The sequence below is a fragment of the Paenibacillus sp. DMB5 genome (assembly GCF_001517085.1).
Taxonomy (GTDB): Bacteria; Bacillota; Bacilli; order Paenibacillales; family Paenibacillaceae; genus Paenibacillus_AQ.
In genome coordinates this window covers 44,933-66,388 of the sequence record NZ_LRAC01000131.1, presented here as the reverse complement: position 1 = coordinate 66,388, position 21,456 = coordinate 44,933, and the positions used below count along the sequence as shown (strand labels likewise).

Genomic DNA, 21,456 nt, shown 5'->3' with positions numbered 1-21,456 from the left:
GTAATCCCAAAAAAGGCTGTCCGTTAAGTCATCTCATGACTTAACAGACAGCCTTTTTATTTTGAATACCCCTAGCTCTCGTTCATCTGTTTCCGCTTATGCAAGCTGCTTTTCACTTGCTCCACAATAAGGTGAAGGATAAACAGCAGTGTTCCGGCATTAATGGCTAGATCGGCCAGATTCAGGATCCCTCCGCCATCACCGAAAATAAGAAAATCAGTAACCTGATGGTACAGAATCCGGTCAATCCCGTTACCTGCAGCCCCGCCGACCAGAAAACCGCTGGCAGCCTCGAGAAGCGGCCCCTGCAATTCTCCTTTACGCCGGTAATAGAATACTGCCGCCACAAAAATTACGGCCACAATGGCAAAATATTTGCCGTATCCCTGAAATGAGCTAAAGGCAGCGCCGCTGTTCTCGTAATAAGAAAACGTCAGATGCCCTTCCCAGAACGGTACAATTTCCCCTAGCTGCATGTTCGTCCGTACGATCCACTTGGCAGCCTGGTCTGCCGCGAATACCAGTATTGCAATCACATAAAAGAGCAAAAACCAGCGCCTCCTTTTTCTCTGCCTTATGGTTCATCTGCACCGTTTTTCTTCCTGTTCAGCTTAACACATGCCGGCTGCTGTTTTCATCTTTGCCATGTTTAGCATGCGGTTCCCGGGCCCGGCGGAGCAAGCAGCTGTTACGAGGAAATCTGTATTGGTTAAACACTCTTAGATAGATTGACCGACTGGAGGCGGGCACCACATGGAAGAATACGGACTGATACTCATAAAACTGATTGCGGGCTTTATGGGACTATGGGCAATGACCCGGCTGCTCGGGAAAAAGGAAATCTCCGCCCTGACCCCGTTCGACTTCATTTCGGCGGTTATTCTTGGCGATCTTGTCGGGGACACCATTTATGAAAAAGAACATACCATCCCGATGCTGCTGTTTACACTGGCAATCTGGACCTTGCTGTCAATTACCTTTGAAAAAATTACACTTCACCTCCCGAAGCTGCGCAAGCCGCTGGAAGGAGAGCCGGAGATTCTGATCCGTGACGGAAAAATTGATATGGGCAAGCTGCGAAAAAACAATCTGGATTTCGAGCAGCTGCGGATGATGCTGCGGGCAAAGGATACCTTCTCTGTCAGCGAGGTCGCGTATGCAATCTATGAGACAAACGGCTCTCTGAGCATCCTCAAGAAAGCGCAATATGAACCGGCGACCCGCGAGGATCTGCTCGTTCCCGTCCCGGAATCCGTCCTGCCGGTGAGCATCATCGAGGACGGGATCATACAGCGGGACACTCTCGCAGTCTCGGGCATGACGAAGAATGGCTGGCCAAGGAGCTCCGCAAGCTGGGATATAGCGGACCACAGACGGTCGTTTATGCTGAAATTACGGAAGAAGGCGAGCTGGCTGTCATCTCCTCGGTCTCACACTAAGCTTACGGGCGAAAAGGCCGGGCTTTAGGCGAATTCAGAGGCATTTGGTGCATCCCGCACGCTATGGAAACTGCCCAGCGTGCCGGCTAGACACCTGCACGACATAAACACAAAACAGCGGCCCCCTTAAAGGGAAGCCGCTGTTCTGCTGTTTACAACTATTTACCACGCGTAAGCCTCAGGCGCCGGACGGCCCGGACCCGGGAAAATCTCATCCAGCTTCTTCAGAGTGTCCTCATCCAGCTCGATTTCGGTAACACGCAGAGAGTCCTCAAACTGCTGGATCGTTCTCGGTCCAATAATCGGGGCCGTAACCGCCGGATTAGCCAGCACCCAGGCCAGGGCAACCTGATCCTCGTGCTCGCCCAGCTCTTTGCAGAGCGCGGAGAACTGCTCCAGCTTGGTGCGGTTCTGCTCCAGCTTGGCTGAACGGGCGCTGCGTACGCCGCTCTTAGCCAGCGCGTTGCGGCCCAGCAGCCCTCCGGCCAGCGGACTCCACGGAATAACGCCAAGGCCAAGCTCCTGCGAAGCAGGCAGAACCTCAAGCTCCGGCGTCCGTTCCAGCAGATTGTACAGGTGCTGCTCCGAGACAAGGCCGAGGAAATTGCGCGCTTTGGCCTGGGCCTGGGCAGCGGCAATATGCCAGCCGGCGAAGTTGCTGGAACCGATATAATCAATTTTCCCCTGGCCAATGGCATTCTCGAATGCGCCCCACAGCTCATCCCAGGATACATTCCGGTCCACGTGATGCATTTGGTACAGCTCAATATGATCGGTCTGCAGACGCTTTAGCGAGCCGTCCAGATGACGTCTGATTTTATAGGCTGACAAGCCTGCGCCGGAATTAGGCCCGTCAAGCTCATCGAACATGTCGCCGTACACTTTGGTCGCCAGCACGACCTTCTCGCGCCGTCCGCCTCCCTGCTTGAACCATCGGCCGATAATTTCTTCCGTCCAGCCGCGGCGTTCCTGGCCCCCGTAAACGTTGGCCGTATCAAAAAAGTTAATTCCCGCATCCAGCGCGGCATCCATAATCCGGAAAGCATCCTTCTCTTCGGTTTCCGGGCCAAAATTCATCGTGCCGAGACAGAGCTGGCTGACCTTAAGGCCTGATTTACCCAAATAACTGTACTTCACTCGTATTTCCTCCCTTTAATCCCTTAATGGTTGTCCGCAATACATTTTCCACTATACCCCTTAGAGTCCACTATAAGGCAAGCTTTTTATTAAGCCAACAAAGCGGGGTCTTTCATGGATGCTGACATAGGTATTTTGCGGTGATCCGAAAACATAAAAAACGGACGTTATCCAAGGTATAAGATAACGTCGTTCTGCAGGAAAATGGAATCCGGGGCCTGCCGGCATTCATTTGTTACTCCTCTTCACCTGTATGTCCGCTGTCCGGAAACAGCACTTCCCCGGTTCCCTGCCTTATGTTCACAATCTCCTGCAGGGTGCCGGTCAGCTCATTCGGCGGGTATGGCTTGGTCAGATATTTCTCCACGTTGTCCATCATGTTCTTGTCCGTCTTATCCAGCGCGGAAGAAATGACAATCGGGACATGCTCAGTACGTTCGTCGTTCTTCAGCATCCGGATCAAATCCCAGCCGTCCAGCTCCTCTCCCAGCATCAGATCCACAACGATGGCTACGAAAGGTGTCTTGAGCGCCTGTTCAAAAGCCTGCTGCGGATGATAATGGTGGGTTACGCGGAAGCCCTTGCCCTTCAGCTCCTCAGACAGCAGCAGGGACAGGCTGTAATCATCCTCTACAATCATTACGTTAGGCTTCTGATCCTTCTCGGGACTTGACTTCACCGGCTCGTCTTCATGACGGCTTCCCGGTGAATGCAGGACCGGAAGGCTGAACCATACAGTCGAGCCTTCGCCTTCCTCCGACTCGATGCCGATGGAGCCTTTCTGCTTCTCGATAATTTCCTTGCAGATCGCAAGGCCCAGACCGGTTCCGCCGATCCGTTTGGAGGCGCTGTTGTCAACGCGTCTGAATTTCTGGAACAGCTGTCCGATCTGGTTCTTGGGAATGCCCAGACCGTGATCCTGAATCTGCACGATAATCCGCTCCGCCTCGTTGTGCAGGGACACCTTGATCTCACTTGCACCTGGGGAGAACTTGATCGCATTGCTGAGCAGATTGGTCATCACCTGAACGATTTTATCCCGGTCCACCTCAACCTCGGCGTTGTGGGCCTCGTCCTCAAACAGGAAATTATGAGTGCCGCCGACCTTGTATTGGTCAATGACGCCCATGACAAGCTCGCTGAGATTAAGCGGCTGCTGGTTATACTGCTGGGTGCCTGACTCCATCCGCTGCAGGTCAAGAAAATCATTGATCAGATCTGTCAGCCGCTGGGCTTCCCGGTGAATGGTCTCCAGATATTTCAGCTGCTTCTCAGGCTTCATTGTCTTGGACAGCAGCAGTTCGGTGAAGCCCAGTACGCTCGACAGCGGGGTCCGCAGCTCATGGCTGACTGTGCTGACCAGCTCAGACTTCATCAGATCAAGCTCGTATTCGCGGGTGATGTCACGGTGGACGAACAGTGTCCCGAAGCGCGTCTCCCGGCGGAATACCGGTATGGCATACATATCCACATGCTTCAGCGTATCTTTACCGATGGAATACTTCATGGAGCTGGATTCAATAAAATGCTCGGACATTGCCTTTTGGTAGAACTGCTCCAGCTCTTCCGATTCATTGGCCATCCGTGTGAAATGCCCGCTCCAGCGTTCCAGCGGGATCAGGTCGCCTTCGAACCATTCATGATAGTCAAACATCAGCGCAAGTGCCTGGTTCATCTGCAGCATGCCGCCGTCCATCTGGACAAACTGGATACCCTCGTTGACATTATTGACAATGTCGCGGTTCAGCCTGCGGCCGTGCTCAATTTCCTCATACATGAACAGCCGCTCGATGGCCAGGCCCACCCGGTTCATCATGCCCTGGATTTCGTTAATTTCTTCCTCGTTGAAGGAATGTCCGATCCGGGTACCGCAGAATACGGCAAGCACCTCGTCCTGGGCATTTACAACAGTAGAGTAATAATCGTAGGAGAGAACCGGCTCAGGGGCAATTCCCTGTTCACGCAGCGTAGCCGGCCGTCTGGTTATATAAGATTTCTCCGTCTGCATCCGGTAGAGCATATTGCCGCTCTCACTGCCCAGATAACGGTCAACATTCTCCTGGGGAACTCCCCGGACCACCGTAATCTGGTCCTTAACCAGGAAAAACACACTGGAATCAAAGGCATACTGGCGGTTCATGAACTCGATAAATTTCTCGGCAAACTCCTGTTTATCGAGTGTATAGGTAATGTCATGATTCAGCTGATTGCTGCGTTCCAGCATGATCTTGGTCTGCTCCGTATTTTTGAGCGTCTCCGCCAGCTTCTGCTGCACATTTTTCATGGAGGTAATATTGTTGGCTATCAGAATGTACTGGTAGACCTGCCCCTCATCATTCAGATAAGGCATAATGGTCATGTGCAGCCAGACCGGTGTACCGTTCTTCATGCCCAGCTGAACCTCATCGCTCCATACGCCGCCTGTGCTCAGCTTGCCGACAATCTGCTGCATCCGGGCAGCTTCCATATTCCTCAGATCAAGCAGCCGGAAGGTAAAACCGATCAGCTCAGGGTTTTTGTAGCCTGTATATTCACTCATATTCGCATTGGCATACGTAAAAATCCCTTTAGGTGAGAGGATGGCCACAGCGGACGACTGGTCCAGCGCCTTCATCATGCTCTCGATCTCGCCGAGCGAGCGTTCCAGCCTGAACTGCTGGTCCTGAAGCTCATCCTGCTGGGCATGGAGCTCCTCATTCTGCATCATCAGCTCTTCCTCTTTATCCTGAATGCTGTGAGCCATATTAAGGAAGGCCTCATAGAGCCGGCCGATCTCATCCTGCTTATGAAGCTTGCCGATCATTACCGCTTCTCCGGCAGCAAGCGAATTGGTAGCCTCCTCCAGCCTGACAATCGGATCAATGAGGATTTTGAGAATCCGCCAGATCATCAGTGTGAAGAGCAGCAGCAGCAGCGTGCTGAGGCCGAAGGCGAGCAACGTGAATTCGTTAGCCCGCTTCAGGGAATGGTCGACCATATCACTCAGCAGCTTGTCAGAGCGCGTGTTGTACTGCTTGGTATACGCCAGAAATTCATTCACCGCCTGAGTATTGCCTTCAGCTGCCAGTGCACGCAGGCTTGTATAATCATCCTGCTCGACGAAGCCGATTGCCTTAGGCAGGGTCACATTCTGGTACTGGTCAACAAACGTGGCCAGATGTTCCTTGAAGGTGGCTTCCTCAGGGGAAAGCTTCAGCGCGGAATAATCCTCAAGCACGCCTCTGAGCTTCTCCAGCGAATCGTAAGCCTGCTGAAGCTCGTTGCTGCTCTTAAGCAGACTATAACCTCTGACCCGGAAAAATACATCGTTCAGCGTAACCGCCATCTCATTAATGGTATCCGCCTTGTTCTGCAGTACCTCCTGGTTATGGTTCAGGCGTGTCTGTTCGGCATTTATATATATAAAAAGGCCAATTCCCGTCAGTAGAACCACTGTAATCAGACCGGCAATGATGTGGAAATATTTCTTTTTGATACTCATATTACTGATTCTTCTTCTGATCACCCAGAATCCCCTCCACAATCTGCAGAAGCTCCATCGGGCTGAACGGTTTAGGCATGAAATAGCGGGCGCCCGCTTCTCTGGCAATATTCCGGTCACCCTCCTGCGCCTTGGCAGTAAGCATCAGGATCGGGGTAGCCGCCTTCACCTTGTCACTTAGCAGGCCCAGCACCTCGATCCCTGTCAGCTCCGGCATCATGTAATCCAGGATGACCAGATCGAATTCGTTCATTGACAGCTTGGTCATCGCTTCACGCCCGTTCTCTGCTGTGTGAAGCTCAACCTCCTCAAGATCCTCAAGCGTGTCCTCAATCAGCATGCGCAAAACATCTTCATCATCGACAATTAGTACCTTTTGCATCTTTCTCTCACCTTTCAGTTTGCACAGCCGCTGCTTTGCTTAAAATAAAAATCTGTGTGCCAGCCGCTCGACCCGCATCAGCAGCTCCGGCAGGTGGAACGGCTTGATGATATAATCATCCGCCCCCATCTGCAGCGCATGGATAATATCCTGCTGATCATTACGGCCTGTAAGCATGACCACGAGGAGGTTTACCTCCGGATAGCTGCTGCGGAGCTGCTCCAGCACCTCCAGCCCGTCCATCTCCGGCATAATGCCGTCCAGCAGGACGATATATTTATCATCGGCAGAATACCAGCCGGATTGTAGGAATTTCACTCCGCTTTCGTAGCTGCTCACCTCTACCCTGGAGATATTCGCGGGTTTCCAGTCCATGAACTGTTTGACAACAATTTTCCGGATCAGCGCATCATCATCAACCATAATAACCTTCAGTACTTTCTCCGCCTTGCCCGCCGGGAGGTAATCATCGTACAGGGTGGTCTGGTTTCTTCCCGCATGCTTGCTGGCATACAGAGCCTGGTCGGCATCCTCGATCAGCCCTTCAGGGGTATCCCGGGAAGCCCGGATCTCTGTAATTCCGCCCGAAAAGGTTACATGGAACAGTTCATGCTTGGCCTGAAACGCCATGTCAGCGAACTGCCTCTGGATCCGTTCAATTACTGTACGTGCGGAAGCTGCCGGTGTATTAGGCATAAACAGTGCAAACTCCTCCCCGCCGTAGCGGCAGAAGGTGTCCTCCACACGGATAGAGCCCCGAACCAGCTCGGAAAAAGTCTGAAGCACCTCGTCCCCTGTCAGATGGCCGTACGTATCATTAATCTGCTTGAAGTGATCCAGATCAAGCAGGGCCAGGGAAAAGGTCCGCTCCGTCCGCCTGAAGTCAGAGATCAGCTGCTTCATCGTCTGGTTAAAGAACCTGCGGTTATAGGCACCGGTCAGCTCATCGATAATAATGGACTTCTGCCACTCCTTCTTTAGCTCAAAACGGTTCTTGATCAGCATCAGGAACAGGTCGATGTCCACCGGCTTGGATATATAATCCATAACACCTAATGAATACGCGTACAGCTGAATGTCCTTGGAATTCTCGCCGCTGATAATAAGGATCGGAATCCGTTCTTGTGTAGCCTTGCCGATAATCTGGTGCAGCACATCTATTCCGCTCTGGTCCGGCAGCAGAATGTCCAGCAGAATCATATCCGGCCGGCTCTCGTAGAACAGCTTAAGCCCGCGCTCGGCAGACATCGCTATATTCACATAATAAGAATGACGTTCCAGGGATTCTCTTAAAAAGGCAACAAGCTCCACATCGTCATCAATAAGCAGAATTTCATACTTCTGCTGGCTTGCGCCGTTAAGAAGGCTTATATCATTAACGGGATCGGGCACTGCACCGGATGACTCATCTCCGCCAAACAGCCCGAGCAAAGGATATAAAACCTCGCGCCATTCCGCCTCCAGCCAGACTTTATCACTGCGATCCGAGAAATACAGCAGCGCGCTGCCCGCAAACCGCTCTACCCGGTCCAGACCGACCGTGCCCGCGGTTCCCTTCAGATTATGCAAAAAACGGTAAATCTCCCGCTCTCCGACTGACTGCTGCCCCGACCACGTTTCCAGAGTCTGCCTCGTCCGCTGCTCCACAAGCTCTTTATATTTTCTCGTTGTCATGATTACTCCTTTGAACGTACTATCAAACTGTCAACATATCACTTCATCATTTTTTTCATATACTGTCAACACTATTCTAAAGAATATCAGCGTCAAGATCAAAAATATAATCAAACCGACAAAAAACCTTTGGTTGATGAGTGTGCCGGCATTTGTGATAATAATTAAAACGGTTCATCCCGTTAAAGCGGCGATGAATAGACTAGTATAAAATAGGAGGCTTTTTCATTGAAGGGAATTATTACTGTACTGGGAAAAGACAAAGTAGGAATTATCGCCAGAGTCTGTACATACCTTGCTGAACACAATCTGAACATTCTGGACATCTCACAGACGATTGTTCAGGACTATTTTAACATGATGATGATTGTCGACATTTCCGCGCCGAGCAAGTCTTTTGAGGAGATCGTCCTGGACCTGCAGCAGGTTGGTGAGGATATCGGTGTTGAGATCAAGCTCCAGCATGAAGATATCTTCAACATTATGCACCGCATCTAGCAGCCAAAGGAGACGAAGACAATGATATCACGTGTTGAAGTACAGGAAACGAATCAGATGATCCGGGAAATGAATCTGGATGTCCGCACCATTACGATGGGAATCAGCCTGATGGACTGCTCGCATACCGATATGCGCGTGTTCAACCAGAATGTATATGATAAAATCACCCGCTCCGCCGAGAAGCTGGTCAAGACCGGTGAGGATCTGGAGCGGCAGTTCGGCGTGCCGATCGTCAATAAACGCATTTCCGTAACTCCGATCTCCATTGCAGCAGGCGCTGTACATACAGATTCCTATGTGCCGGTTGCAGAAATTCTGGACAAGGCCGCCAAAGAGGTCGGTGTTAACTTTATCGGCGGATTCTCCGCACTCGTGCAGAAGGGCTGCACCAAAGGCGACCGTATTCTGATTGACAGCATTCCCGAAGCGCTGGCTGTAACCGAACGGGTCTGCTCCTCGGTCAACGTGGGCTCGTCACGGAGCGGGATCAACATGGATGCCGTCAAGCTGATGGGCGACATCATTCTGCAGACTGCAGAGCGTACCAAGGACCGCGACTCGATCGGCTGTGCTAAGCTGGTTGTGTTCTGCAACGCGGTCGAGGATAACCCGTTCATGGCCGGTGCCTTCCACGGGGTCGGGGAGCGCGAATGTGTCATTAACGTAGGTGTCAGCGGACCCGGTGTAATCAAGCGTGCGCTGGAGGAAGTAAAGGGCCAGGATTTTGAAACGCTCTGCGAGACGATCAAGCGGACGGCCTTCAAGGTAACCCGGGTCGGCCAGCTTGTGGCCCAGGAGGCTTCCAAGCGCCTCGGCGTACCATTTGGCATCATCGACCTGTCGCTGGCGCCTACCCCGCTGATCGGGGATTCCATCGCCGAGATCTTCCAGGTCATGGGCCTGGAGGAAGCCGGGGCTCCGGGCACTACAGCGGCGCTTGCCATTCTCAACGACAATGTCAAAAAAGGCGGCGTAATGGCCTCCTCCTATGTCGGCGGGTTAAGCGGCGCCTTCATCCCGGTCAGCGAGGACCACGGGATGATCCAGGCCGTACAGCGCGGGGCGCTGACGCTGGAGAAGCTGGAAGCGATGACCTGCGTCTGCTCGGTCGGTCTTGATATGATTGCCATTCCGGGCAGCACCAGCAAGGAAACCATCTCCGGCATTATCGCTGATGAAGCGGCAATCGGCATGGTCAACAATAAGACGACCGCTGTCCGCGTGATTCCGGTAATCGGCAAGGAAGTCGGCGAAATGGTCGAATTCGGCGGCCTGCTCGGCTACGCTCCGGTTATGGCCGTCAATCCGTTCAACTGTGCCGAGTTCGTTAACCGCGGCGGCCGGATTCCTGCACCGATTCACAGCTTCAAGAACTAAAGCTCAGGCCAAAAAGCGCCGCCCCAAGTATTGGGAGCGGCGCTTTTATGATGCGTGCGTTAAGCGGGTTGCAGGCTGCCTGCAATCCTGTCAAAGGGAACAGCGTTCGGGTCACCCGAGGGGCGAGGGCAGAATATGGCCCAGCTTCTCCGGTCCCATAATCAGATACAGGCTCTGAATCTGTTCACCGCTGCGGTTCAGGGCCAGGCAGAGCACAGCTTTGACCTCTCCCTCTTGTCTATAGACAAGGTTGGGCTCACCGTTAATGCTTTCGATCGCAGCCTCCCAGCTTCTCATCCGGTTAAGCACTCTGCGCGAGGTAAGCAGCGCGAGCACGCCCTTGCGCCCAATCATCGGCCGGAGGATGGTATGAACCTCCCGCCCGCCGCCGTCAGCCACAAGGACAGGCTGCTCGGTCAGCAGCGCCAGCATCCCGCTCACATCATGCGCGGTGAAGGCGGACGTGAACCGTTGAAGCAGCCCCCTGCGGGCCTGCTCCGGTGCAGGCGTGAGCGCCTCTGCCGCCGGTGACGCCTGCAGCGTACGCTTCACACGGCTGAAGATCTGCCGGCAGTTGCTCCCGGTTTTGCCGGTCATCGTGGCAATCGCCTCATAATCGTATTGATACGCTTCGCGGAGAACAAATACGGCTCTTTCAACCGGCGACAGCTTCTCCAGCAGAACAAGGAAAGCAAAGGAGAGCGTATCCTTCCGCTCAGCCGCCTCCTCCGGCCCGTCGTAGAGCTCGCTTACCGGCTCAGGCAGCCATTCTCCGATGTAAGTCTCCCTGCGGGCATGAGCGGAATTCAGCAGGTTCAGGCAGCGGTTGGTGATGCTTTTGGCGATATACGCCTTGATGTTATCAATACCGCTCCGTTCACGATGCTGGAGGTCTGCGAAGCAGTCCTGGACCACGTCCTCCGCATCCGCCACTGTCCCCAGCATACGGTAGGCGATCGAGAAGGCATATTTATTATAGTTAACATACAGCTCCCCGAAATCAGCCGGATTCTCCAAATCCTTCCGTTCCTCCGTTTGTGTCGAAATTCCCTGCTCTGGCCCTCCCGTCCTGCTGTCGCGTGCATTTAACACGTGCTGTCCCTCCGCTCCTTCTATTTAGAACAAGCCCGGATACATGCCTGTTGAAATAGCAATCCGGTTCCAGCTGTTAATCATGTTGATGCTCATGATCCAGTCGACGTACTCCTCTTCGCTGACGAATTCGCGCACCCTGTCATAAACTGCCTGCGGAACTCCGCCGTGGCTGATATGGGTAACGGCCTCGGCAAGCTCCAGCACTGCTCTTTCCTTCTCCGTAAAAATGGGCGCCTCGCGCCACACGCTGACCAGAACCAGCCTATCCTGATAATCTCCCAGCTTCAGCAGATCCTTGGCATGCATATCCAGGCAGAAGGCACAGCCGTTAATCTGTGACACTCTAATTTTGACCAGCTCGGTGAGCACCTTGTCCAGTCCGCGTCCGCCCGTATGCTGCTCCATAGTCATCATGGCCCGGAATGCGGGTGCGTTAACCTGTCTGTAATTGAATTTCAAGCTCATTTTCGATCGCCTCCAAAAGTGATGTTCAATAATGGAGACAAAGCAGACAGCAGATGTGTGACAATTCCGGCTAAAAAAGATTTACTGCACCATTGTGCTGCAGCAGATTCTTGCTGTAAAAAGCTTCTGCCTCAAGCCCGGGCCTGCTTACTCTTGCGGATCGTGACCATCCGCCAGCCTGTCAGCAGCGCCGATACAAGACAAATTGCCGAGGAGGTCATGAACACAACATGCATTCCCGAGAGGAAAATATCCGGCCGGCCGGCAACCAGCCCGGTTACCCGGTATCCGGCCTTGCTGCTCATCACGTTGAACAGGATCGAGGTGGCAATTGTAATCCCGACCACCATCCCGACGTTGCGGACCAGCGAATTGACACTGCCCGCCGAGCCGAGCTGGGTACGCGGCACCTTGCTCATGATCAGCGAGTTGTTCGGCGACTGGAACAGCCCGCTGCCGACCCCGAGCATGGCAATCCACAGGCCGACCAGGATCACGGAGCTTCCTTCATGCAGCCGGGCCAGTCCAAACTGGGCGATCACCATTACAATCAGGCCGGCAAAGGTCAGGAATTCGGAGCCGATCCTGTCGGAGAGCGCCCCGCTGAGCGGCGCAATGATCACCATCGAAATCGGGAAGAGCATCAGCAGGAACCCGGCATAGAACGGCGACAGGCCCAGCATATTCTGCGCATAGAACGGCGAGATGATATTGAAGCAGAAATTAGCGACAAAGACCAGAAAGGCACACAGGATACTTAGTGAAAACAAAGTGTTCTTGAAAAGCGACAGCTGCAGCAGAGGAGCCGAGCTGCGCAGCTCGACCATCAGAAAAACAGCAAAGGAAACGGCAGCGGCGGCAAGAGCCGCAATAATGCGGCCGTCGCTGTACCCGAGCTGCTGACCCAGCAGCAGGCCGGCGAACAGCGTGATGATAAAAAAGGAGAACAGCAGGCTGCCCGGGAGATCGATTTTGGATTTTACCCGGATCAGATCCTTCGGCAGCACCTTGGTTCCCAGCACAATCGCAATCAGGCCAATCGGCACGTTGACCCAGAAAATATATTCCCAGCCCAGCGTAGACACAATAATGCCGCCCAGACTCGGTCCGGCGATGCTGCCCAGCGACACAAAGGTACCGATCAGGCCCAGCGCTTTGCCGCGTTCATTAGCCGGAAAAATATCGGTAACAATCCCCTGGCTGTTCGCCATCGTCATTGAAGCGCCAACCGCCTGGATGACCCGGGAGACAATCAGGAACGGGAGATTGGTACTCAAGCCGCAGAGTAAGGAGCCGACGATAAACACGACCGTTCCGATTCTGAAAATCCTGATCTTGCCGGCCATATCGCCCAGCTTGCCAAAGAACAGAATGACGGCGCAGATAGCCATTAAATAACCGGTTGTGACCCATTCGACCTGGGCTACAGGCAGATTGAGCTGCTTAACCAGCACTGGCAGTGCAATATTGACAATGCTCCCGTCCAGTGTGGACATAAATGTAAACAGATTAAGAACGATCAGAATGACCCAGCGTTTCTTCTGAATCACCTCATCCTCCTGATAGGTTGCAGGAATTGAACTCATGAACGAACACCCTCTTGCCTTAATTTTCAGATTTAGTTGCGTCCGCAACAATCTGATCCGCATTACCCAGTGTACAGCAATTTAGTTGCGCACGCAACAAGTTTGCGGTAAACTTTTGGCAAGGGCGGGGATTCTGTCAGGAATGTTCTGCCGCATTAATTCAAAGAGGTGTCCGTAGTGAAAAAAGAACCGGTCGGCAAGCTGATCGCCTATCTTCAGCGCCAGAATACCAAAATATTAAGCAGAGAATTGCAGCCTTACGGGCTTGGCAGCGGCGGACAGCACAGCTTCCTCAAGCTGATTCTCGGCAATCCCGGCATTACCCAGGACCAGATGACAAATGAAATGAAATTCGATAAGGCGACTACAGCCCGTTCGGTCAAGCACCTGGAGCAGCTGGGATACATTGAACGGCAGCCCGATCCGAAGGACCGGCGTTCGTCCCACCTGTACCCGACCGCCAAGGCACTGGCGTTTGCCCCTGAATTCCAGTCGATATTGGACGAGCATAATGCCAGAATGACCGCCGAGCTGACCGGCGAAGAGGCTGATACACTTGTTGCTCTGCTCCAAAAGGTCATCCGGAGCACCGAAAAGCTGCTGTAGCGGATTATGCCTCTATTTGACCAGCCGGCCGGCCATGTGGGACGGAATCAGGGGCATTTTTGCCTCTAAATTCAGCTCCTGCTCACATCAGGCTGATGCCGTCCAGTAAATAATCCCAGGTCTCGTTATCTCCAGCCCGGTTCGGGATGCTGAGCGAGCAGATGCCAGGGTAGCCCCACCCGTTATTGACCACGCTTTCCAGCCCGTCGACCCCGTTCACAATCAGGATCACAAAAGCTCCGCCCGTCAAAGGTCCAAGTACCTGCTGAAGCGCGCCTGCTTCCTCATAGGTGCTGCCCCAGCGGATGAATAAGGTTCTGCGGCTGACGGCCAGCTGGTCCAGCAGACGCTGGCTTCGCATCTCGATTTTGCTTTTGAAACCGGGATAGGCCGCACTCCACTCCTGCCCGTCAAGTACCGGGAAATCATGAACCGATATTACATTGTAATAAAAATCCTTAATAAAATAGGATTTGACCGGCATGACCACTTCATTCTCCACAAATACATCATTTCCCTCGACCAGCGACATATTCTCTAGCTCCATATAACCCGCAAACCGGCTGCTGAGCAGCCTATTCACATCCGTAAGCGATAATGAAACTACCCAATCAAGCGGTGAAGAAAACGTTCTGAGCCCCTTTCTGCGCAAATGAGCCGCCGGTTCACAGGAGCTTCCCAGACTGACAATACAGTCATACGCCCCTTTGATTTCACTAATATCCATCTGTCCCACCCCGTTAGCTGTTTTATCCATATTAAATGCTACTGCAGGATGGACGGATTGGATGATCCATCAGGTTTCTTTTGCCCAAACCGCTGAAAACCGTTAAAATGAAATGCAGCGTGAAAATGTATGAAATATCGTTGTAATTCATGAATATTCATAAAAAGGAGTGTCAGCTATGTCTATTGCCAGAGTAAAAGAACATTTCCGCGCCTTTGAACGGGAGCAGGATGTACTGGAATTCACCACTTCCAGCGCTACCGTGGATATGGCTGCCGCCACCATCGGTGTCATTCCGGCCCGGATCGCCAAAACCTTATCCTTCCGCGGTTCCGGCGAAAACGCCATTTTAATTGTAGCCGCCGGAGACGCCAGGGTAGATAACAAAAAGTTCAGGGAGACCTTTGCCTTTAAACCGCGGATGCTCACTCCCGAGGAGGTTCTGGAGCAAACCGGTCATGAAATCGGCGGTGTCTGCCCGTTTGGTCTGGCCCGGGAGCTGGAAGTTTACCTGGATGTGTCCATGAAGCGGTTCACCACTATATTCCCTGCCTGCGGCAGCACAAATTCAGCCATTGAGCTGACCTGCGGGGAGCTTGCCCAGTATTCAGGCGCAAAAGAATGGGTTGATGTATGCAAAGACTGGTCCGATAACGCTGCCGGAGCCGGGGATGGGCAAGCCTCATGAATATTAACAAAGTCAAAGACCGTAACGGTTCCAAGCAGGCGAAGAACCGTTTTCCGCTGTCCCTCCTCTGCCTAACCCTTGGCGCTTTTGCAATTGGCATGACCGAGTTCATCATAATGGGGCTGCTCCCCAATGTCGCCAGTGATCTCGGGGTGAGCATACCGCAAGCCGGCCAGCTGATCACCAGCTATGCGCTTGGAGTTGCCATCGGTGCGCCTATCCTCACCGTGTTCACACACAAGCTGCCGCAGAAAAAGCTGCTGGTTATCCTGATGTGCATCTTCATCGCAGGCAATGCGGTGTCCGTGATTGCGCCTACCTATACGCTCCTGATTACTGCACGTGTATTTACTGCTTTTGCACACGGCACATTTCTGGGTGTCGGAACCATTATTGCCGCCAGACTGGTGCAGCCGGACAAGCGTGCTGGAGCCGTATCGGTTGTGCTCGCCGGACTGACGGTTGCGAACATTATCGGTGTACCGTTCGGAACCTTTATCGGCCAGCAGCTCGGCTGGCGGGCTTCCTTCGGGGCCATTACTGTGCTTGGAATCATTTCATTATTCGGCATCATCCGGTTCATTCCGGTTATTGTCCAGCAGGAAACTGCGAACCTGCGTGAACAGGTGCGGGGCCTCTTCAATCCGCAGGTGCTGCTGATCCTGCTCACCGGAGCCCTCGGGTGCGGAAGCCTGTTCTCGCTGTTCACGTACATTACGCCAATGCTGCAGGGTATTGCGGGCTTTGCCGAGCAGAGTGTGACCTGGATTCTGGTATTGTTCGGGGTGGGCGTCACGCTGGGCAACATTGTAGGGGGCAAGCTGGCGGACTGGAAGCTGATGCCTTCACTGATGGTCAACTTTGCTGTGCTGGCGGTGGTTATCTCCCTGCTGACTGTAACGATGCAGCATCCTGTGCTGGCAGTCGTTAACATCTTCCTCTGGGGCATTGCCGCGTTCGGTATTATGCCGGGCATCCAGCTGCGGATTATGAATCTGGCACACAAAGCACCGCTATTAGCCACAACCTCAAGCCACTCTGCGCTCAATCTGGGTAATGCGGCGGGGGCCTATCTAGGCGGAGCTGCGATCAACTCCTTCGGCTTAACGTCAATCCCCTGGCTGTCCGCAGTCCTGGCCGTGATGGCTCTGGCCGGAGCCTGGTTCAGCTATGTCTCGACCAGAGGCAGAGCCTCCGCAGCAGCCGGGAGTGATGCGCCTGCCGCATAGTGTTGCGAGGTGCTTAGCAAAACTAGAAAAAAGGCCGGGATCTCCTATTCAGGGGATTCCGGCCTTTTCTGATTGGAGCTGCTCTGAAGAGAGGCAGCTCTGGAATTGCAGGTATGGAGGGCAGTTACGGAGGGGCAGTTACGGAGGGGCAGCTACGGCGGGGCAGTTACGGAAGGGCAGCTTGGCGCAGATTGAGGAGTTGGTAAAATGCCATCTGTCCTGCTCCCGCAGTCCCTTTCTCCCCTGCTCAACTAAATTTGTCATTATAGGTACTCTAACGGACACAGCAGGCCTTGATGTAACTAAAACTGGCAGTTCTCAAGCCTAACGGACTCCAGCGCCGCTATTATGAGAGGAATGCCCGTATCCGGCCTCAACAGACGCGAATAACGTCATCTGGGTCCGTTAGAAACAGAATCAGCAGGTTTACCGCAAAATAAGGACGCTGGTGTCCGTTAGGTCGCGGGCTTTGTGCTGTGAAGTTTGCCTCCCATATACATTTGTTCCAATTCCCGCCCGTTAAACGGAGTATCATCTTAGGCTCCGGAAAATATTAGCCGCACTCCCCTGCACTCCCGGCTTGAACCGGAACAGCCCGCCTGTTAGCGGCCAGCGCTCCAGCTCTTCTTCGCTCATCCCGTTGCGTGCGGTTGTGATGTACAGCTCATCCAGCGCTTCACCGCCGAAGGTGCATGAGGTTACATTCAGCGCGGGCACTTCAATCCTGCCGATCTGCTCACCGGTATGCGGATTCCAGCGCGACACGCAGCTGCCGCCCCACTGTGCGACCCAGAGCATACCTTCACGGTCAATCGTCATCCCGTCCGGAACGTCGTTACCCTCCGGCAGATGAATAATCGCCCGGCGGTTATCCGCCTTTCCGGACTCCGGATCATAATCCAGCGCATCCACCGCTCTGGTTACGGAGTCAATATAGTACATGCGGCCAAGCCGGTCATCCCAGGCCAGACCGTTAGAGATGCTGATTCTGCTCAGTACCTGCCGCACCTTCCCGTCCCGCTCCATCACATACAGGCTCCCAGCCGACCGTTCCGAACCCATGCTCATCGAACCGAACCACAGTCTGCCGGCGCTGTCGCATTTGGCATCATTCAGCCGGTTACCCGGCAGCTCCGGCTCGACTTCGGCCAGCAGCTCAAGCTGGTCCGGGTTGCTGCCGTCATACCGGTAGATCCCTAGCTGAAGCGCCAGAATCCAGCCGCCTGCGGCATCAGGAACAGCGGCGCCGATTCTCTGGGCAAATGTAACCGCCTGCTCCTTACCGCTCACCGGGTCATAGCTGCGCAGCTGCCTGCCCTCTATATCCACCCAATACAGTTTGTTGTCTTCCTCATTCCAGTGCGGACCTTCGCCCAGCACCGCCCGTGCGTCTAATACCAGTTCAGCCTGATCAGCCATCTGATTTATCCTCCCATACGCGCATAATGAAATTCATAGTACACACCCGTTTATTTTACTTGTGTTCACCCAGGGAATCCAATTTACGCCAGCCTGTTACTTAGTAGCCATAAATAAGGACGGCGATATATCTTCACTTTCAATTACCATTGCAGTTAGGCCATGGGATGTAATGGTTTCGTGCCACTCCCCCTTCTGCCAGAATACAGCATCTCCTGCCTGCACCTTTATGTATTCGTTATTCTCACCTCGTACCTTGCCTTCACCCGCAATTATAAGGAGAACTTGAGGGGTTACCGCCTGATGATATCCAACAACACCGTCAGCCTCCAGGTACATGCACCCGATATGAGCAGTCCCATTGAGCCGGATAATCCGTGACATAATAAAATCAGAATTGAAATGTGAGATTTTTTTGCCGCACTCTTTATCAAATCTGTACAGCTCCATTACATGCCTCCTTATAACTTGTCAAAATAGAACGAAAACTACTGTATCACATTTTCCCACAGTAACCTTAGCTTTATATTTCACTCATAGCAAGCTAAAAAGGAGCCGACAGCTCCCAAAAGAAACTGTCTGCTCCTTTAATAAAATTCCTCTCTATAGTCACCCTGCCGTTTAGCCGGGTATTACTCCTCTGTTGTGCCCTCGTCTGCAGCAGTCTCCACAGCTGCCGGCTCCTCCGCAGTTTCGCCTTCTGCCGGATCTTCATGCACAATCGGCGGAGAAATCCGCACAATCAGCGTGTCTTCCGGTGTCAGTACTTCCCAGCCTTCATGCTTCGGCAGGTCAGATACCAGCAGCTGGTCACCGATTTCAAGATTGCTGATGTCCACTTCAAAGGTCGGAGTCAGCTTATCCGGCAATGTTCTGATGTCCAGCTCGTACAGCTCGATCTGCTGGATGCCGCCAGCTTTTACACCGGCAGGATCGCCTGTGAACTGGAAGGCTACCTTGGTATCCAGCTCCGATTTCATATCAATCTGATGCAGATCAACATGCAGCAGCTTGCGGGAGAGCGGCTGGCGCTGAATTTCTGCAATTACAGCATTTTTGGTGCCGGAATCCGGGAGCTCGACCTTGAGGATCGCCCGGGGGTTTTTGCCGACAATTTCAGTAATGGCCTTGGCATCTGCCGAAAAGGATTGTGTATCTGAACCTGCACCGTAGACGACAACCGGTACAAAGCCTTTGTTCCGCGTTGCGGAAGCCGAGCCGGATCTTTCAGTCAGACGAATTGTAGTATTCATGATATTTCCTCCTAGTAGTTTGTTTAGCATCAGCTTCCGTGAGTTTCTTCGGACGAAACTCGCTTCGAAAGCAAACGCCAAGTTTAGTGGGCCGCCGGAAAGCATGAATGTCCATGCTGCCGGCTTAGCTGCGTCGCATAGTGCTTCTGGTTATCAAGCTTGCGGGTAGAAACAAGGCCTCCAGAGCTGCAGGCCTGATTAGTCTCTTATTAACCCCGTTTGGCGGCCGGGTAAACATCCTTTTGCTGCCAGACCTCGCTTTTTGTCATTTGAAATAGTAAAATAAAGCCATCTTACAAGGCAGGAGTGAAGAATATGGGACAAATTGAACAAGGTGAAGGCCGTTTGTATATTGCCGGTGAAGGTAAGGATCTTGCCGAGATTACATACAGACTCGAAGAGGCTACAGGTAACTGGATTGTTGATCATACCTTTGTCTCGGAAGAGCTGCGCGGGCAAGGTACTGCCGAGAAGCTGGTCCGGGAAGTAGTCGAAAAAGCCCGTGAAGCGGGTGTAAAAATCATTCCGGAATGCCCTTATGCCGCCAAGCAGTTCGAACGGCACAAGGAATATTCGGACGTGCTCAGCGGGGACGGAAGCGCATCATAAAGCGGGCCGTTTCCTTGGGGAGCACGCACAGCAGCAAGCGTATTGAAGCTCAACTTGAGGAGGAAACGGATTTGAATTCTGCAGACACATTAAAGGATATTGAAGAGCTCCAGCAGCGCTGCGAGCAATATGAGGGAATCTCCCTGAAGCTGAACTGGGATATGCTTCGCCATACTCCCGGCACTGGAGGAACAGAATACCTCGTAACCTACGAGGAGGGGCAGCTGGTCGGCTTCATCGGCCTGTACGGCTTCGGCGGCGAAATGGAGGTGTGTGGTATGGTCCGGCCGGGTTTCCGGCGCAGGGGCGTCTTCACCTCTCTATGGCAGCTTGCGCAGGATAACATCCGTAAGCGCAATATTTCTACCTTGCTGCTGAATGCCCCGGCGGCCTCGGCATCTGCCGCCGGCTTCCTGAAGACTCTGCCTCTGGAGTTCAATCATGCCGAATACCAGATGAAATGGGACTCTACGGCAGCCCTGCAGGGGACCGGGGAAACCAGCTCTGCTGCCGGAACGGTTACACTGCGCCCGGCCCGTGAGGATGAATCCTCTGTTCTCATCCAGCTGGACAGCGCAGGATTTGATATTACTGAGGAAGATGCCGCGGAAATGTTCGAGGAGCAGCGGCATGAAGCGCTTCAGGAGCATATCATCATCGAGCTGAACGGCCGCCCGGCCGGCAAAATGCGGCTCTGGACAGAGGACAACGAGACCTGGATTTACGGCTTCACCGTTGATCAGAAGCTGCGCGGCCTCGGGATCGGACGGAGTGCTCTGCAGCAGACGATAGAACGGGAGAGCCGCAATTATAACGGGGTGAACCTCGAAGTGGCCCTGGACAATCCGAATGCGCTGAAGCTGTACGAAAGCTGCGGCTTTGTCGTTCTGAACAGGCAGGATTATTACCGGTACACCGGCTCCATCTAAACAGGTCAAAGCCCCATTCCTCCGGCAGATTTGCGAGAATGGGGCTTTCTTTTCAGATCAGTCTCTGCCTGTATAGATTACATCAGTCCGAACCCGCCCAGGGCTACCTCGTTCTTCTCATTTCTGCCTTCCTCCACATTGACATTCCGGTCCGCTGTTCTCTCCTGCTCCAGAAATACGGACAGGAGCCGTACATAATCCAGTGATTCCGCAAGCGGCACGCCTGCCCCGTCAAAAATATGCCTCCGGCTGTCCAGCAGCGAGTAGATTTCAATCGTATCCGCCGGCTGCCCGTAAGCCTTATGACAGAACACATTGGCCATGTGCAGGAAACCCGTAATTACATCCTCATTGCCTGACACCATAAATTTCTGAATGTTCAGACAGCGGCCGCTGCGCTGCGAATTCCAGGCAAGCTGAAAGATCATTGCCAGCTCGACCGCAAGCTCCGGAACGGGCGTGTGCCACTGCTCATATAGCATGACAGGAATCTCCTGTGTATGATTGACCGGTGCAAGACGCATCAGCTCATCGCCTACCGCCGTTTTTACATCCCAATAATGCATCAGCGACGGAAAAGCGCTGCTCTTTGGCGGCCAGCGCCGCTCCAGCAGGAACTGAATCGGCGTCTCCCGGCGCACCGCAGGCTGCAGGCTGTAGAAATCGTTCAGCGTGTGGCCGATTGCGTATTGTACCTGCTGCCTCCAGCGGGGAAGCCCGGTCGAAGCAGCTCCGCCGGCAAGCGATTCAGCACCTCCCAGCATGATATGCTCCATGCGGAAATCATTCAGCCTGGCGTACCGTACCGCCGGCGTATCCGCTTTTATCGTCTCTATAGTTCCTGCCGCGCCGCCCATGG

At 53.4% G+C, this 21,456-nt stretch carries 21 protein-coding genes; 8 read left to right on the top strand and 13 right to left on the bottom strand.

What is annotated here, in order from left to right:
• Positions 1-71: 71 nt before the first annotated feature.
• A complete protein-coding gene (gene lspA / locus AWJ19_RS19535; protein ID WP_068726299.1) occupies positions 72-548 on the bottom strand; it encodes a signal peptidase II in 477 nt (158 codons plus the stop codon).
• Between the two features lie 205 nt (positions 549-753).
• Here lspA and AWJ19_RS19530 point away from each other — a divergent pair, with 205 nt between their 5' ends.
• On the top strand, positions 754-1,467 hold the full coding sequence (locus tag AWJ19_RS19530) for a DUF421 domain-containing protein (protein ID WP_241781810.1): 714 nt from the start codon (positions 754-756) through the stop codon (positions 1,465-1,467).
• 134 nt (positions 1,468-1,601) lie between these two features.
• Here the strand turns inward: AWJ19_RS19530 and AWJ19_RS19525 are convergent, their stop codons facing one another.
• The 4 genes from AWJ19_RS19525 to AWJ19_RS19510 form a co-directional block, all read right to left on the bottom strand.
• Positions 1,602-2,576 carry an aldo/keto reductase gene (locus tag AWJ19_RS19525; protein WP_068726297.1) on the bottom strand — a complete coding sequence of 325 codons (975 nt, stop codon included), beginning with the start codon at positions 2,574-2,576 and terminating at the stop codon, positions 1,602-1,604.
• A 235-nt stretch (positions 2,577-2,811) separates the two neighbouring features.
• On the bottom strand, positions 2,812-6,081 hold the full coding sequence (locus AWJ19_RS19520; RefSeq protein WP_128083651.1) for an ATP-binding protein: 3,270 nt from the start codon (positions 6,079-6,081) through the stop codon (positions 2,812-2,814).
• Positions 6,059-6,439, bottom strand: coding sequence for a response regulator (locus AWJ19_RS19515; protein ID WP_068726293.1), 381 nt, complete (start codon positions 6,437-6,439; stop codon positions 6,059-6,061). The genes AWJ19_RS19520 and AWJ19_RS19515 overlap by 23 nt, the downstream gene beginning before the upstream one ends.
• 39 nt (positions 6,440-6,478) lie before the next feature.
• Positions 6,479-8,113 (bottom strand): diguanylate cyclase, encoded by a 1,635-nt coding sequence (locus AWJ19_RS19510; protein WP_068726291.1) that lies wholly within the window; start codon positions 8,111-8,113, stop codon positions 6,479-6,481.
• Between the two features lie 228 nt (positions 8,114-8,341).
• On the opposite strand from AWJ19_RS19510, the gene AWJ19_RS19505 reads away from it, so the two are divergent.
• On the top strand, positions 8,342-8,611 hold the full coding sequence (locus tag AWJ19_RS19505) for an ACT domain-containing protein (protein WP_068726290.1): 270 nt from the start codon (positions 8,342-8,344) through the stop codon (positions 8,609-8,611).
• Positions 8,612-8,632: 21 nt separating this feature from the next.
• Positions 8,633-9,991, top strand: a complete 1,359-nt coding sequence (locus tag AWJ19_RS19500) for a PFL family protein (RefSeq protein ID WP_068726288.1) — start codon at positions 8,633-8,635, stop codon at positions 9,989-9,991.
• A 111-nt stretch (positions 9,992-10,102) separates the two neighbouring features.
• Here AWJ19_RS19500 and AWJ19_RS19495 read toward each other — a convergent pair whose 3' ends face one another.
• The 3 genes from AWJ19_RS19495 to AWJ19_RS19485 form a co-directional block, all read right to left on the bottom strand.
• Complete coding sequence (locus AWJ19_RS19495) at positions 10,103-11,038, bottom strand: sigma-70 family RNA polymerase sigma factor (RefSeq protein WP_068726338.1); 936 nt, start codon at positions 11,036-11,038, stop codon at positions 10,103-10,105.
• Between the two features lie 69 nt (positions 11,039-11,107).
• Positions 11,108-11,551 (bottom strand): carboxymuconolactone decarboxylase family protein, encoded by a 444-nt coding sequence (locus tag AWJ19_RS19490; RefSeq protein ID WP_068726286.1) that lies wholly within the window; start codon positions 11,549-11,551, stop codon positions 11,108-11,110.
• A gap of 131 nt (positions 11,552-11,682) precedes the next feature.
• Positions 11,683-13,137 carry an MFS transporter gene (locus tag AWJ19_RS19485; RefSeq protein WP_068726284.1) on the bottom strand — a complete coding sequence of 485 codons (1,455 nt, stop codon included), beginning with the start codon at positions 13,135-13,137 and terminating at the stop codon, positions 11,683-11,685.
• A gap of 177 nt (positions 13,138-13,314) precedes the next feature.
• Here AWJ19_RS19485 and AWJ19_RS19480 point away from each other — a divergent pair, with 177 nt between their 5' ends.
• Complete coding sequence (locus AWJ19_RS19480; RefSeq protein ID WP_068726283.1) at positions 13,315-13,743, top strand: MarR family transcriptional regulator; 429 nt, start codon at positions 13,315-13,317, stop codon at positions 13,741-13,743.
• Between the two features lie 82 nt (positions 13,744-13,825).
• Here the strand turns inward: AWJ19_RS19480 and AWJ19_RS19475 are convergent, their stop codons facing one another.
• The gene (locus tag AWJ19_RS19475) at positions 13,826-14,500 is read right to left on the bottom strand and encodes a DUF1796 family putative cysteine peptidase (RefSeq protein ID WP_082708004.1); all 675 of its coding nucleotides are present in this window, start codon (positions 14,498-14,500) and stop codon (positions 13,826-13,828) included.
• 148 nt (positions 14,501-14,648) lie between these two features.
• On the opposite strand from AWJ19_RS19475, the gene AWJ19_RS19470 reads away from it, so the two are divergent.
• Positions 14,649-15,158 (top strand): YbaK/EbsC family protein, encoded by a 510-nt coding sequence (locus AWJ19_RS19470; protein ID WP_068726281.1) that lies wholly within the window; start codon positions 14,649-14,651, stop codon positions 15,156-15,158.
• Positions 15,155-16,387: an MFS transporter gene (locus AWJ19_RS19465; protein WP_068726280.1), complete on the top strand. Its 1,233-nt coding sequence runs from the start codon at positions 15,155-15,157 to the stop codon at positions 16,385-16,387. Before AWJ19_RS19470 ends, AWJ19_RS19465 begins: the two co-directional genes overlap by 4 nt.
• 531 nt (positions 16,388-16,918) lie before the next feature.
• On the opposite strand, the gene AWJ19_RS19460 is transcribed toward AWJ19_RS19465, so the two are convergent.
• The 3 genes from AWJ19_RS19460 to AWJ19_RS19450 form a co-directional block, all read right to left on the bottom strand.
• Positions 16,919-17,806 carry an SMP-30/gluconolactonase/LRE family protein gene (locus tag AWJ19_RS19460; RefSeq protein WP_068726278.1) on the bottom strand — a complete coding sequence of 296 codons (888 nt, stop codon included), beginning with the start codon at positions 17,804-17,806 and terminating at the stop codon, positions 16,919-16,921.
• Positions 17,807-17,902: 96 nt separating this feature from the next.
• Positions 17,903-18,256, bottom strand: a complete 354-nt coding sequence (locus tag AWJ19_RS19455) for a cupin domain-containing protein (RefSeq protein WP_068726276.1) — start codon at positions 18,254-18,256, stop codon at positions 17,903-17,905.
• 182 nt (positions 18,257-18,438) lie between these two features.
• Positions 18,439-19,059 (bottom strand): 50S ribosomal protein L25, encoded by a 621-nt coding sequence (locus tag AWJ19_RS19450; protein ID WP_068726275.1) that lies wholly within the window; start codon positions 19,057-19,059, stop codon positions 18,439-18,441.
• Between the two features lie 315 nt (positions 19,060-19,374).
• Between AWJ19_RS19450 and AWJ19_RS19445 the strand changes: the two genes are divergently transcribed.
• Positions 19,375-19,668, top strand: a complete 294-nt coding sequence (locus AWJ19_RS19445; protein WP_068726273.1) for a GNAT family N-acetyltransferase — start codon at positions 19,375-19,377, stop codon at positions 19,666-19,668.
• A 71-nt stretch (positions 19,669-19,739) separates the two neighbouring features.
• Positions 19,740-20,597 carry a GNAT family N-acetyltransferase gene (locus AWJ19_RS19440; RefSeq protein ID WP_068726334.1) on the top strand — a complete coding sequence of 286 codons (858 nt, stop codon included), beginning with the start codon at positions 19,740-19,742 and terminating at the stop codon, positions 20,595-20,597.
• 77 nt (positions 20,598-20,674) lie between these two features.
• On the opposite strand, the gene AWJ19_RS19435 is transcribed toward AWJ19_RS19440, so the two are convergent.
• The gene (locus AWJ19_RS19435; protein ID WP_068726272.1) at positions 20,675-21,454 is read right to left on the bottom strand and encodes a hypothetical protein; all 780 of its coding nucleotides are present in this window, start codon (positions 21,452-21,454) and stop codon (positions 20,675-20,677) included.
• Positions 21,455-21,456 lie beyond the last annotated feature (2 nt).

Excerpts from the sequence above, each read along its gene's own strand:
- AWJ19_RS19490 (WP_068726286.1), bottom strand. The coding sequence starts at position 11,551 with ATGAGCTTGAAATTCAATTACAGACAGGTTAACGCACCCGCATTCCGG.
- AWJ19_RS19465 (WP_068726280.1), top strand. The coding sequence starts at position 15,155 with ATGAATATTAACAAAGTCAAAGACCGTAACGGTTCCAAGCAGGCGAAG.
- AWJ19_RS19500 (WP_068726288.1), top strand. The coding sequence starts at position 8,633 with ATGATATCACGTGTTGAAGTACAGGAAACGAATCAGATGATCCGGGAA.
- AWJ19_RS19460 (WP_068726278.1), bottom strand. The coding sequence starts at position 17,806 with ATGGCTGATCAGGCTGAACTGGTATTAGACGCACGGGCGGTGCTGGGC.
- AWJ19_RS19435 (WP_068726272.1), bottom strand. The coding sequence starts at position 21,454 with ATGGGCGGCGCGGCAGGAACTATAGAGACGATAAAAGCGGATACGCCG.
- AWJ19_RS19510 (WP_068726291.1), bottom strand. The coding sequence starts at position 8,113 with ATGACAACGAGAAAATATAAAGAGCTTGTGGAGCAGCGGACGAGGCAG.
- AWJ19_RS19455 (WP_068726276.1), bottom strand. The coding sequence starts at position 18,256 with ATGGAGCTGTACAGATTTGATAAAGAGTGCGGCAAAAAAATCTCACAT.
- AWJ19_RS19450 (WP_068726275.1), bottom strand. The coding sequence starts at position 19,059 with ATGAATACTACAATTCGTCTGACTGAAAGATCCGGCTCGGCTTCCGCA.
- AWJ19_RS19530 (WP_241781810.1), top strand. The coding sequence starts at position 754 with ATGGAAGAATACGGACTGATACTCATAAAACTGATTGCGGGCTTTATG.
- AWJ19_RS19485 (WP_068726284.1), bottom strand. The coding sequence starts at position 13,137 with ATGAGTTCAATTCCTGCAACCTATCAGGAGGATGAGGTGATTCAGAAG.
- AWJ19_RS19470 (WP_068726281.1), top strand. The coding sequence starts at position 14,649 with ATGTCTATTGCCAGAGTAAAAGAACATTTCCGCGCCTTTGAACGGGAG.
- AWJ19_RS19445 (WP_068726273.1), top strand. The coding sequence starts at position 19,375 with ATGGGACAAATTGAACAAGGTGAAGGCCGTTTGTATATTGCCGGTGAA.
- AWJ19_RS19515 (WP_068726293.1), bottom strand. The coding sequence starts at position 6,439 with ATGCAAAAGGTACTAATTGTCGATGATGAAGATGTTTTGCGCATGCTG.
- AWJ19_RS19475 (WP_082708004.1), bottom strand. The coding sequence starts at position 14,500 with ATGGATAAAACAGCTAACGGGGTGGGACAGATGGATATTAGTGAAATC.